The sequence below is a fragment of the Shewanella chilikensis genome, from assembly GCF_037953065.1.
Lineage (GTDB): Bacteria > Pseudomonadota > Gammaproteobacteria > Enterobacterales > Shewanellaceae > Shewanella > Shewanella chilikensis.
In genome coordinates, this window is sequence record NZ_CP149966.1 from 2,359,844 (window position 1) to 2,371,772 (window position 11,929).

Annotated in this window: 8 protein-coding genes, 3 tRNA genes and 1 pseudogene; 5 read left to right on the forward strand and 7 right to left on the reverse strand. The window is 49.9% G+C overall.

Going from position 1 to position 11,929, the window contains the following annotated elements; all coding sequences use genetic code 11:
• Positions 1 to 15 precede the first annotated feature (15 nt).
• Positions 16 to 726, reverse strand: a complete 711-nt coding sequence (gene hda, locus WKR14_RS10835) for a DnaA inactivator Hda (protein ID WP_039032924.1) — start codon at positions 724 to 726, stop codon at positions 16 to 18.
• Between the two features lie 77 nt (positions 727 to 803).
• Positions 804 to 1,949 (reverse strand): DUF2066 domain-containing protein, encoded by a 1,146-nt coding sequence (locus tag WKR14_RS10840; RefSeq protein ID WP_101056314.1) that lies wholly within the window; start codon positions 1,947 to 1,949, stop codon positions 804 to 806.
• Between the two features lie 211 nt (positions 1,950 to 2,160).
• On the opposite strand from WKR14_RS10840, the gene WKR14_RS10845 reads away from it, so the two are divergent.
• Both WKR14_RS10845 and WKR14_RS10850 read left to right on the forward strand, forming a co-directional pair.
• Positions 2,161 to 3,414 carry a uracil-xanthine permease family protein gene (locus WKR14_RS10845; protein WP_101056313.1) on the forward strand — a complete coding sequence of 418 codons (1,254 nt, stop codon included), beginning with the start codon at positions 2,161 to 2,163 and terminating at the stop codon, positions 3,412 to 3,414.
• A gap of 288 nt (positions 3,415 to 3,702) precedes the next feature.
• Positions 3,703 to 3,990, forward strand: a pseudogene (locus tag WKR14_RS10850) (IS4 family transposase); the annotation flags it as partial.
• A 47-nt stretch (positions 3,991 to 4,037) separates the two neighbouring features.
• Here the strand turns inward: WKR14_RS10850 and WKR14_RS10855 are convergent.
• The gene (locus tag WKR14_RS10855; protein WP_101056552.1) at positions 4,038 to 5,420 is read right to left on the reverse strand and encodes a Na+/H+ antiporter NhaC family protein; all 1,383 of its coding nucleotides are present in this window, start codon (positions 5,418 to 5,420) and stop codon (positions 4,038 to 4,040) included.
• 575 nt (positions 5,421 to 5,995) lie between these two features.
• Between WKR14_RS10855 and WKR14_RS10860 the strand changes: the two genes are divergently transcribed.
• The 3 genes from WKR14_RS10860 to WKR14_RS10870 all read left to right on the forward strand — a co-directional run bounded on the left by WKR14_RS10860 (position 5,996) and on the right by WKR14_RS10870 (position 9,253).
• Complete coding sequence (locus WKR14_RS10860) at positions 5,996 to 7,210, forward strand: pyridoxal phosphate-dependent aminotransferase (protein ID WP_339086078.1); 1,215 nt, start codon at positions 5,996 to 5,998, stop codon at positions 7,208 to 7,210.
• Between the two features lie 109 nt (positions 7,211 to 7,319).
• Positions 7,320 to 7,907, forward strand: a complete 588-nt coding sequence (gene yfbR / locus WKR14_RS10865) for a 5'-deoxynucleotidase (RefSeq protein ID WP_101056554.1) — start codon at positions 7,320 to 7,322, stop codon at positions 7,905 to 7,907.
• 11 nt (positions 7,908 to 7,918) lie between these two features.
• Positions 7,919 to 9,253, forward strand: coding sequence for an anti-phage deoxyguanosine triphosphatase (locus WKR14_RS10870; protein WP_224867457.1), 1,335 nt, complete (start codon positions 7,919 to 7,921; stop codon positions 9,251 to 9,253).
• 408 nt (positions 9,254 to 9,661) lie between these two features.
• Here the strand turns inward: WKR14_RS10870 and WKR14_RS10875 are convergent.
• The 4 genes from WKR14_RS10875 to WKR14_RS10890 all read right to left on the reverse strand — a co-directional run bounded on the left by WKR14_RS10875 (position 9,662) and on the right by WKR14_RS10890 (position 11,914).
• Positions 9,662 to 9,748: transfer RNA gene (locus tag WKR14_RS10875), tRNA-Leu, on the reverse strand.
• Positions 9,749 to 9,789: 41 nt separating this feature from the next.
• A tRNA-Cys gene (locus tag WKR14_RS10880) sits at positions 9,790 to 9,863 on the reverse strand.
• Between the two features lie 20 nt (positions 9,864 to 9,883).
• Positions 9,884 to 9,959, reverse strand: a tRNA-Gly gene (locus WKR14_RS10885).
• A gap of 512 nt (positions 9,960 to 10,471) precedes the next feature.
• Entirely contained in the window at positions 10,472 to 11,914 is a 1,443-nt protein-coding gene (locus WKR14_RS10890; protein WP_039032918.1) for a glyceraldehyde-3-phosphate dehydrogenase, read from the reverse strand.
• Positions 11,915 to 11,929: the final 15 nt, after the last annotated feature.

Below are 11,929 nucleotides of genomic sequence, written 5' to 3' on the forward strand. Positions count from 1 at the left end.
TTAGCGAGCTAAGGACTAAAGCCGTAGCATCTCTTTGATAAAGGGAATGGTCAACTTACGTTGATGAACCATAGAAGCCTTGTCCAGCCTGTCCAGCACATCAAACAAGGTTCGTAAGTCTCTGGCCAAACGATTCAGCAGAAAGCGGCCTACATCTTCCGGTAACTGCAGGCCACGCATTGCAGCTCGGCGCTGCAATGCCACCAACTTTTCTTCATCGGCCATGGGCTGGAGTTGATAATTGAGTCCCCACTGCATCCTTGAGACCAGATCCGGTAAGGCAAAACCGGCATCTATGGGCGCAGCACTGCCACTGACCACCAGAGCGCAATGTTTCTGTTCGGCTACCCGGTTATAAAGATCGAATATCGCCTCTTCCCATAAAGGATGACCGGCTATGGCATCGACATCATCGATACAAACCAGATCGAGTTGCTCCAACCCTTCGAGTAAAGCGGTGGAGATACTAGCATGAATACCCAGAGGAATGTAAAAACTGCTGCGTTCCAATTCATTGGCGTGGGCACAGGCGGCGTGCATCAAATGGGTTCTTCCCGATTTTACCGGTCCCCATAAATAAACAGCCCCCTGGCTGTGGCCTTCAGCACAGGCCCTCAGGGTCTGGATAAGTTCATCGTTTCCTGCCGCAGGATAGTAACTGTTAAAAGTCTCATCGTCCGGCAAGTGAACGGGCAGTGAAAGTTGCAAGGGTGAGTTTTGTGTCACTCAGGGTCGTTCCCAATCGCGGTCAATCAAAAAATGCGGGCGCCAAGTCTAGCATGACTGGCGCCGCGGTTAAAACCTCAACGGCTGTGCCACTGGTAAGGACCTAGGGGCTGGCTCACATTCTCGTTGAATTCTGTGTTCTCGGTTGCTTGAGGCAATGAGTTAAAACCATCGTAGCCCTGGCCGTCGGCGACATCTTGAAAACCGCTCTGTGCCGCAGATAAGCGAGGCTCCAAACGCAACAGGTTTTTCAAGTCATCTTCCGAGCCAAAGAGTTGCACCTTAAAAGTAGCGCTATCCCCCTGCAGAGTGCTAAGGCTTGCTTCACGCACCGCGCTGAGTTGATTGAGAAATGCCTCAATTTCCACCAACTGCTTCATCTGGCTGATGCCGGTAAAACGTACCTTGCTCAGTAAACCATCCCCCGAGTCGGCTATGGCGTAACGGGAAACAAAGTAATCGGACAGTGACAACATCATCTCGGCCACAGCCTCGTCTTTACTGGCAGCTTGTCCCTGACGATTGAGCAGAGGTTGGCCAAAGGACTGACTGATATCTGTCTTGGGATAAAGTACTAGCTGATAGTTGAATTCACTGCCATTTGCCTCAAGTGCGCCCATCGCAAAGAAGTCAGCCTGATAGCGAGCGGAGGCCGTAGCAACAGTATCGGCAAACAAACCGCGCACGTCATTGACATTGATACGCATCAAATCATCAAGATCCATCAAAGGAAACATCAGCGGCACACCACGTTCCATTGAGGCATCGGCAAACGCCTTGCGCTCTTCAGCGCTTGAGTCATCACTTAGGATAACCCTTTCATTGTTGATATCCGTACTAAGCCAAAACAGAGTTAAAGGGCGCTGTTTGCCCCATACAGGCAAGCCTGCGTTACGCAACATGTCGACTATCTTACGGTGATCGAAATTGGCTTTTAGCTTGAGCCCTTCATCGGTATCAAGATAACCAAATTGACTGACCAGGGCATTGGCATTGGCAAGTTTGGCTTGGATCTCAGGACTTTCGAGAGCGCTGCGTGAGCCGGAATTTTTTAAAATAACATCTTCCAATGCCTTCTTGAGCCCCTTGCTCTTCTCGGCACTGGATCTAGACCCAACGGCTACAGTAGCTTCATCCAGCTGTTTAACCTCTACAGCCTGAACCAAAGTTGTGGCGCAGAACAGGGAAAGAAAAACAACTGGCTTTACAAATGAATTCAGCATCTTTGCGACGGTAAAAAATGGTCGGAATGGCAAAAGTGTATCATATATGCCCCACTTGGCGAGCCGATGGAGATGAAAAACCTGCCTCTTGGTTCATCTCGGGTTCAGCTGCGGAAATTGTGAAAAATTTGATCTGAAACGGCAAATAGCCCCCCACACATTGTGGCCATCTGGTAATATTGGCCGGTTTAACCACAATACGGATAAAAAAATGAAATACCTTGCCCGTCCTCTGCAAGGCGCACAAATGTTGTTTGTCGCTTTCGGAGCCCTGGTGCTGATGCCGTTGCTCACCGGCCTCGATACCAGCGTAGCCCTGTTTACCGCCGGATTCGGCACCCTGTTATTCCAACTGATCACCAAACGTCAAATCCCTGTTTTCCTCGCGTCGTCTTTTGCTTTTATTCCACCTGTTATGTATGGCGTCCAAACTTGGGGCATCCCAGCCACCATGGGCGGGTTGATGGCAGCCGGCTGTGTTTACCTAATATTGGCCTCTGTGGTAAAGCTGCGTGGTAGCGGCATTATAATGAGGCTTCTGCCCCCTGTAGTGGTGGGGCCGGTTATTATCATCATAGGTCTCGGCCTGGCACCAGTTGCGGTGAATATGGCGCTTGGTAAAAGCGGAGATGGCAGCCAAGTAATTGTTGCCCAAGATACCGCGCTGTTTGTTTCTTTGGCATCACTCCTGACTACCATAGCCGTGGCCATCTTTGCCAAGGGACTGCTGAGGCTGATGCCAATCCTGGCCGGCATTGTCGTCGGTTACAGCTTGAGTCTGTATTACGGCATAGTGGACTTCAATGTTGTACACGAAGCCGCCTGGCTGGCCATGCCTAACTTCGTCGCTCCCGAATTTAACTGGCACGCCATAGCCTTCATGATCCCGGTTGCCATCGCCCCTGCGGTGGAGCACATAGGGGATATTCTGGCTATCTCCAATGTTACCGGTAAAGATTACCTGAAAAAGCCCGGCTTACATCGCACTCTAGCAGGTGACGGTGTTGCCACTATAGCAGCTACCGCCTTTGGCGGCCCACCCAACACCACTTATTCTGAGGTCACTGGCGCAGTAACCCTGACGCGCAACTTCGATCCTAGAATTATGACCTGGACAGCCATTACTGCTATTTTGCTGGCCTTCGTCGGCAAGCTGGGTGCTCTGATGCAGACCATTCCGGTACCTGTAATGGGAGGTATCATGTGTCTGTTGTTCGGCTCTATCGCTGCAGTGGGCCTCAACTCACTAATCAAACACCAGGTGGATCTCAGTGAGCCTCGCAACCTTTCTATCGTTGGAGTGACACTGGTATTCGGTATCGGAGGTATGGCTTTCGGTATAGGTTCATTCAGCCTCACCGGCATCAGCCTTTGTGGTATCGTAGCCATATTGATGAACCTGTTGCTGCCAAACAGCAAGCCTCACACGAGCAAAACCGTTAACTCTGTAGCAGATGAAACCTAAACTGAGTACTTGCTGCGTTAAAACATATTAAGTAAAAAACCGATGCCATTGTCATCGGTTTTTTACTTCTAATCTGTCATTTCCCAATGGGGAGCATAAGAACACCTAACGAGCCTCACAGACTCGAATAAAAACCGTCTGGGATGTTCAGCAAACAAAAATCCCCAGGACATACCCGCAACGTAGATCAGATAAGGAACGGTTGATCGATCCTCCTGATGAGAGACAATCGGAAACCTGTTTGTAGGTTTCCGTTTTTTTATGTCTATTCAAAACTGCTTTGCCGACTTTCTTGGTTATAACTTGGTGAGACGAGAAGCGAGTCAGGCGGCAGTAGAGCATGGTCGAATGCCCAATGAAATCAGCTTTAAGTACGCTTGTCAGTTCATCGCAAGTCAGCTCAAAGTCATGAGCAAAGCGGTGTCACCAGGTAATACGCCGAAGCGTCTAAACAGTCTGCGGGGAGACTTGTCCATCCTCTTTATAGACAAACGCCCTAAGCCAAATCGGCCTAGGGCGGTAAAAATATCAAAGACCCGATATCCTGTTAATCACAAGGCAGCTCCGCTTAAGTGAACTACGTTGCAGGACATACCCGGGGATTTTAGATCCCTAGTTAAGGCTCAAGCCACTATGATAAAACCAACAAAAGTCAGTGCCGCTGCGATTAAAGCATAAGGCAGTTGAGTGACTGCGTGACTTACCAGGTTACAGCCGGAGCCTTGCGCCGCAAGGACGGTGGAATCTGAGTAGAAACACGCCTGACTACCAAAGGATGAAGCAGACAACAAGGCACCTATCACCAAGGGGATATCAGCACCAACAGATTGCGCCAGCGGCATTACAATAGGAATGGTTACCGCAAAGATTCCCCAACTGGAACCTGTGGCAAAGGCCAGAATCGCCATGGCTACAAACACCACTGCTGGCAAGAGCTTAGGTGTCATAAAGGGACTCAGGGAGTCAATGACATACTGGGGCAGCAGCAGTTGGTCGCAAACATCCTTGAATACAAAGGCGGCGATAACAGTGCCTATGGCCGGTAGCATGCTCTTGAAACCATCGATCATCTGATCCATCATCTCGGACAAGGGCATCAAACGCTGCACCGCGTAATATGGCAAGGTAATTACCAAGGTTGCCAACAAGCCTTTCCATACATCGATATCGAAGTAGACGGTAAAGCCAACCAACAGCAAAATAGGTATCAGGAAATTGTGTAATTGTCCTTGTTTATCGGCCTGCTCAAACTCCTCCTCCATCGCACGCACGGCATATTCATCCAAGGTCTGGACTTCATCAAAATTTGTTTGCTCTTTAGCCGGACTACCGGCAGCCGCAGCAAGCTGTGCTTTTTTCATTGGCCCTATAGCCGGAACTATGCCGAGAATAACCAACAGCACCATGGCAACCGCCAACCAGGCGTAAAACATATAAGGGATCGCCTGCATATAGATTTGGATCCCCTCACCTTCGGCGGCCACACCGTTGTTGACCAAGAGCCCGCCAAAAAATACTGCCCAAGTGGATAGCGGCACCAACACGCACACTGGCGCAGCGGTAGAGTCGACCACATAGGCAAGCATCTCACGGGAGATCTTGAACCTGTCGGTGACCCGCTTCATGGTTTCGCCGACCGTGAGTGCATTCAGGTAGTCATCAATGAAGATAACCAGGCCGAGTACAAAGGTCATCAGCAGAGATGAGCGTGGCCCCTTGGCGAGTTTGAGCGCTTTACGGCCAAAGGCCAAGGCGCCGCCGGTGCGCACCAATAAGGCAATCAGGGCACCGAAACTGCCACACACCAGGATTAACCAACCTATGGTCTCATCGGCCATCACTTTGAGTGAAATATCAGCGAAGTTATTCAGTACCTGGCTGGGATCCAAAAGTAGCAGACCACTGACAGCGCCTATGATCAATGCCAGGATGGGACGACGCAGCCAAATGGCCAGCACCAATACAACAATGGGGGGAACAAGACTTAACGCTGTCGGCTCAGACATGCACTTAGGTCCTCAAAAAGATGGCCTTACGGCCCTATAAAGTCATGTGGGGCGTTTAAGACACCGCCAAAACAACTGCTTTATTTACGGCTTTCCGCCAGACGGACAGTAACAACTGGTCGCTTTTGTTGGAGCCTTGCTAAAAACATCGCGCAGAAAATAATGCTCAACTGCTTATGAGTCAACCATAATCTGAGTCAGTCAGCGCAAATTTTGACCTTACAGGCAATTATCGAAAAATTTCTATATGATTCAATAGCTTTTACATGCACATTTTAAGCGCTTTTAGCGTTATTGACATATAAGCATTCAGTTAAACTGCCTTTTTATTTTAAATAATATCGAATCAGTTTTGTGTTAATCACCAGTTTCTTGATGATTGTGCAGTTTTAAATGCTGATTCATAACCAAAATATGGCTATATCATCTATTATTTGGTGTGTTATTTGCCATTAAAAGATAAAGCTTCTGTTAAAAGCGAAAAAATATGACTCCCCCCCCCTTTCTAAGATGCTTTAAATTAGGTATCGTGCCGAAGGTTAAACTCTTTCATATCAGCCAGTTTCGAGGTAGTAATGCGGCCAATCATCAAATCCAATAAGCTCGACAGTGTTTGTTACGATATTCGAGGACCGGTACATAAAGAAGCACGTCGATTGGAAGATGAAGGCCATCGTATTCTTAAGCTCAATATAGGTAACCCGGCCCCCTTTGGCTTTGAAGCCCCGGAAGAGATAGTTCGTGACGTGATCCTCAACCTGCCATCGGCCCAAGGGTATTGTGAGTCCAAAGGTTTGTTCTCTGCCCGCAAGGCGATTGTGCAGCATTACCAGTCCCAGGGGATCTTCGGTGTCGATATCGAAGATATCTATATAGGTAATGGCGTTTCCGAATTGATTGTGATGGCCATGCAGGGGCTACTCAATACCGATGATGAGGTGTTGGTTCCCTCCCCTGACTATCCACTGTGGACCGCGGCGGTTAACCTGGCCGGCGGCAAGGCACGCCATTATAGCTGCGATGAATCAGCCGACTGGTTTCCCGATCTTGAGGATATCAAGAGCAAGATTGGCCCAAGAACCCGAGGTATAGTGATCATCAACCCCAACAATCCAACCGGTGCCGTATACAGCCGTGAGCTGTTGTTGGAGATTGTTGAACTGTGCCGGCAACACTCCATCATACTGTTTGCCGATGAGATCTATGACAAAATTCTTTACGATGGCGCTGTGCATATCCCGGCCTGTAGTCTGTCGGATGATATTCTCACCGTGACGTTTAATGGCCTTTCCAAAGCCTATAGAGCCGCCGGTTTCCGGGTCGGTTGGATGATGCTGTCCGGTAATCTCAAAGCAGCGCACAGCTATATTGAGGGGCTGGAGATGCTCTCCTCTATGCGCCTTTGCGCCAATGTGCCCAATCAGCATGCGATTCAAACCGCGTTGGGCGGTTATCAAAGTATCAATGAGCTTACCGCCATCGATGGTCGCCTGACCCAGCAGCGGGATATCTGTTATGAGCTGCTCAATCAAATTCCCGGCGTGAGTGTGGTGAAACCCAAGGGCGCCATGTATGCATTTCCCCGTCTCGACAGCAAGCGTTTCGGCCTCAGGGACGATGAGCGCCTGGTGCTGGATCTACTGAAAGAGAAGAAAATTCTCTTGGTACAGGGCACGGCTTTTAACTGGCCGGAGCCGGATCACCTGCGAGTGGTGTTCCTGCCTCATAAGGAAGACTTACAGCGGGCCCTGCTCGCCTTCGGTGACTTCCTCGAGTACTACCGTCAATAACACAATGCCAGCCGCCCGTCGAGGCGGCTTTTTTATCCTCGCCCGGCACTGACAGCCTTTAACCACTGAGGTAAAGTAAGAGAAACGCGCAAAAACTTAGGGAAGTTGTATGAGTCACCTTTTTGCCCACCTGGCCAGGATGAAGTTAATTCAGCGTTGGCCTTTAATGTATAACGTCCGCACCGAGAATGTGCAGGAACACTCATTGCAGGTTGCCATGGTGGCCCATGCGCTGGCCATCATCAGTAACCGTAAGTTCAATGGCCAATATTCGCCCGATCGCGCCGCCACCCTGGCTATCTTTCACGATGCCGGCGAAATACTTACTGGCGATCTGCCCACCCCGGTCAAATACTTCAATGCCGAGATAGAGGCCGAATACAAGAAGATTGAAGCCATAGCCGAAGCCAGGCTGCTGGAGATGGTGCCTGAAGAGTTTCGTGACGATTACCGAGCGCTGTTTATCAGTGATAGCGCCGAGCTCAGCCATCGCAAGTTGGTCAAGTCTGCCGATACTCTGTGCGCTTATCTTAAGTGTCTCGAAGAAAAGCGTGCCGGAAACAACGAGTTCAACAGTGCCCGCAAGCGACTCGAAACCATGCTGGATGCCAACCCAGACCCGGCGGTGGCGTATTTTCGCGAACATTTCATTCCCAGTTTCACCCTGGATCTGGATGAAATCAATCAACTGCTCTAGCAGGAGAGATTATGAGCCAAGCCCACTGGCAAACCAGGCGCGAGCCCAATAACAGTCAGCGCCGAGACGATAATCGCAGTCCCTATCAGAGAGACAGAGCCAGAATTCTGCACTCCGCCGCCTTTCGGCGCTTACAGGCCAAGACTCAGGTGCTTGGAGTGGGCATGAACGACTTTTACCGCACCCGCCTGACCCACTCTCTGGAAGTCTCACAAATAGGTACGGGCATAGCCGCCCAGTTGAAGCAGCGCTATCCCGAAATGGCCTTTTTGCTCGACTCCATGAGTCTGCTCGAAGCCCTGTGCCTGGCCCATGATATCGGCCACCCACCCTACGGCCATGGTGGCGAGGTGGCACTCAACTACATGATGCGTGAGCACGGCGGCTTTGAAGGCAATGGCCAGACCTTCAGAATCCTTACCCGGCTTGAACCCTATACCGAACACTTTGGCATGAACCTGACCCGCCGCACCCTACTCGGTGTACTCAAATACCCGGCGCCGGTACGCACACTGAAAGTGGATAGACCCCAGCCAGAATTGAGTCACTATCGTCAGCTAAGGCCGAGCCAATGGCCACCTGTCAAAGGGGTTTTCGATGACGATGAAGCTATCCTCGATTGGGTACTTGAGCCGCTGGACAGTAAAGACAAGCAAAGCTTTCTCAGCCATTATAGTCCGGGCGATGGGCTGCACCGCCGTACCCGTTACAAGTCATTCGACTGCACTATTATGGAGCTGGCTGATGATATCGCCTATGCGGTGCACGATCTCGAAGATGCCATAGTGATGGGAATTGTCACCGGCTCCAATTGGCAAGAGGATATGCATGCCCCGCTGCAAGCCATTGAAGATGAGTGGATCCAAAGCCAACTCGGAAATATTGAGCTCAAGCTGTTTTCCCGCAAACATCACTTGCGCAAGGATGCCATTGGGACTCTGGTAAATGCGCTGGTCACCGCCATCAGAATCGACCAGACCCCGGACTTTGCCGAACCCTTGCTCAGGTTTAACGCCAAGTTGGAACCGGCCTTTGCTGAGCTATTGGAGCTACTGAAGCAGTTTGTCCTTAAATATGTGGTGCGTAAGCCCGAGATCCAGATGCTGGAGTACAAGGGGCAGCAGATAGTGATGGAGCTGTTTGAAGCCTTTGCCTCGGATCCTCTGAGACTCCTGCCCCACAATACCCAATCACGCTGGCAACAGGCCAACAATAAAGGCGAAAACAGTCACAGAGTAATAGCAGATTATATCTCAGGTATGACTGATGAGTTTGCCGCCAGGTTACATCAACAACTGTTTAGCCCAAAGGGCGGTGCCATCATAGACTTGAGCCAGAATTATTGACCTCAGCATACAAGTGCCGATCAGTTAATAAGGGGCCAAAAAAGTTAAACTGTTAAAGGGATCCCATTCATTTATTTCACATGAGTGAGATGCTATTTACACAGGCTTTGCCATATCGCTGTAAAGGGGCGCCAATAACCCGAGCTCATCAAGGCAGGTATATAATAGCTGTTATTTTTTGATGATTTATACCAAGGGGAACATGGCGATAGTTTTACCATCATGAATCACTACATGATTGACCATGACCAACCACTATAGATGGCTGTATAGCTGCGCTGCTGCCTTTTACCTTGATGTATGAAAAAAGAGGTTACTTTTGTTGGGTAGCCATCTTAGAAAATATTCGGAATGCTAGCTGTGAAAATAAAAAAGAGGCCGCAAAATTGCTTGGCCTCTTTTTTAATATGGTACCCGAGGACGGACTTGAACCGTCACGCTGTTACCAGCGAGGGATTTTAAATCCCTTGTGTCTACCGATTCCACCACTCGGGCAAATTGTGCGACAAGGAGTATATCTCATCGTCGCTGAAGAGTGGAGGCGCGACCCGGAGTCGAACCGAGATCGACGGATTTGCAATCCGCAGCATAGCCATTCTGCCATCGCGCCCCAAGCCGTAAGGCTGGGATTGGAGCGACATATCGGGTTCGAACCGATGACCTGTACCTTGGCAAGGTACCGCTCTACCAACTGAGCTAATGTCGCATCACTTGTTTGCTTCATCATCCAAGCTGACGATCAACAAAGGTACCGACCTTCTGTTTTATCAACTGTGCCAATGTCGCATCACTTGTTTGCTTCATCATCCAAGTTGACAATCAACAAAGGTACCGACCTTCTGTTTTATCAACTGAGTTAATGTCACATACCAGTTCCGCTATTCAAGCGGAAGCCAGAGTCTTATCCCCTGACTGCGGAATGGCATTCTACCGATTTAAGGGCGGGAGTCAATCGGCAAATAGGCATTTTTATGTCAAAACCGCTTGAATGCTGGCAATTTACTCAACCGGGAGCAGTTTCCAATCAAAATGATTAAAATGCAATCCGATTCAGTAGCTTGTCGACTCCCTTCCCTATCAAATAGCATCTTAAAAGTCGTTGTACAACGCCGCTATAAAAACACTTCCCAAACGGCCCCTGGTGAATCCAATAATATCCAGGCCTGGATATAACAAGGCCCGGTACTCAGACCGGGCCTTGGCTATTAAGAGTCGGAATTAATCTTCAGACAGCGGCAGAGACAAGTAGTTAAGACCTAACATCTTCTGCATTACACCCACCACCTGGCAGCTGTAACCAAACTCGTTGTCATACCATACATAGAGGATGGCACGTTTGCCGTCGGCGATGGTGGCTTGAGAGTCGACCACACCAGCGTAGCGTGAGCCGACCAGGTCACAAGAAACGATTTCCGTAGACTCGGTGAAGTCCACCTGGTTTTGCAGCTCTGAATGCAGCGCGATATCACGCAGATAAGCGTTCATATCTTCTTTGCTGGTTTCAGCATTCAGGTTCAGACTGATGATGGCCATGGACACATTCGGAGTCGGTACCCGAATTGCGTTACCTGTCAGCTTACCGGAAAGTACCGGCAGCGCCTTGGCAACCGCTTTGGCGGCGCCGGTTTCAGTGATCACCATGTTCAGCGGTGCACTGCGGCCGCGACGGTCGGCTTTGTGATAGTTGTCGATCAGGTTCTGGTCATTGGTATAAGAGTGGATGGTTTCCACGTGACCATTTTCGATACCGTACTTGTCATTAACGGCCTTCAGTACAGGCGTAATGGCGTTGGTGGTACAGCTGGCGGCAGAAACAATAACATCTTCCGGCAGAATATCGCTGTCATTAACACCAAAGACTATGTTCTTGATACTGCCTTTGGCAGGTGCAGTGAGCAGAACTTTTGACGCACCTGGGCTCTTAAGGTGCAGACCCAAACCGTCTTCATCTTTCCAGATACCTGTGTTATCGACCACCAAGGCATCGGTAATACCGTACTTGGTGTAATCCACTTCATCGGGTGAGTTGGCGTAAATCACCTGAATATAAGTACCGTTGGCGATGATGGCATTGTTCTCTTCATCCACCTCGACAGAGCCGTTAAAAGGTCCGTGTACTGAATCACGGCGCAGCAGGCTGGCACGTTTTTCCAGGTCACCCTTACGGCCACCGCGCAGAACAATAGCGCGCAGGCGTAGCTTGTTGCTGCGGCCGGTTTTTTCAATCAACAAACGGGCCAGCAGACGACCGATACGACCAAAACCGTAGAGAACGACGTTGCGTGGCTCAACTTCATCTTTGCTTTCAATGGCACTGGCCAGCTCGCGGCTCATATAAGCCTCAATTTCGCTGCCATCGGTATGGTTACGCCAGTACTTAACGGCCAGTTTACCTATATCCACTTTGCACTGTTTGACATCCAGTTTGCTCAGGGCTTCTACGAAGGGGAAGCTCTCACGCAGGCGCAGCTTGTCGCCCACATGGCGACGAACCAGACGATGGGCCTTGATAATATCGATGGTGGAGGCGATCAGCAGGGGTTTACCATAAACCACCACTTCTACGCCCTGATTGCGATACAACTTGCCCAACAGGGGCTGCATGGCCTCTGCCAGTTCGAAGCGTTCTTGCCAACTTTGTAGGTGTTTATCAGCGCTCATTTACAGATCCTTTAT

What these genes read in the sequence shown, in the direction of transcription:
- WKR14_RS10855 (WP_101056552.1), bottom strand. Translation starts at nt 5,420, where the DNA reads ATGTCTGAGCCGACAGCGTTAAGTCTTGTTCCCCCCATTGTTGTATTG.
- WKR14_RS10890 (WP_039032918.1), bottom strand. Translation starts at nt 11,914, where the DNA reads ATGAGCGCTGATAAACACCTACAAAGTTGGCAAGAACGCTTCGAACTG.
- WKR14_RS10870 (WP_224867457.1), top strand. Translation starts at nt 7,919, where the DNA reads ATGAGCCAAGCCCACTGGCAAACCAGGCGCGAGCCCAATAACAGTCAG.
- WKR14_RS10860 (WP_339086078.1), top strand. Translation starts at nt 5,996, where the DNA reads ATGCGGCCAATCATCAAATCCAATAAGCTCGACAGTGTTTGTTACGAT.
- WKR14_RS10840 (WP_101056314.1), bottom strand. Translation starts at nt 1,949, where the DNA reads ATGCTGAATTCATTTGTAAAGCCAGTTGTTTTTCTTTCCCTGTTCTGC.
- yfbR (WP_101056554.1), top strand. Translation starts at nt 7,320, where the DNA reads ATGAGTCACCTTTTTGCCCACCTGGCCAGGATGAAGTTAATTCAGCGT.
- WKR14_RS10845 (WP_101056313.1), top strand. Translation starts at nt 2,161, where the DNA reads ATGAAATACCTTGCCCGTCCTCTGCAAGGCGCACAAATGTTGTTTGTC.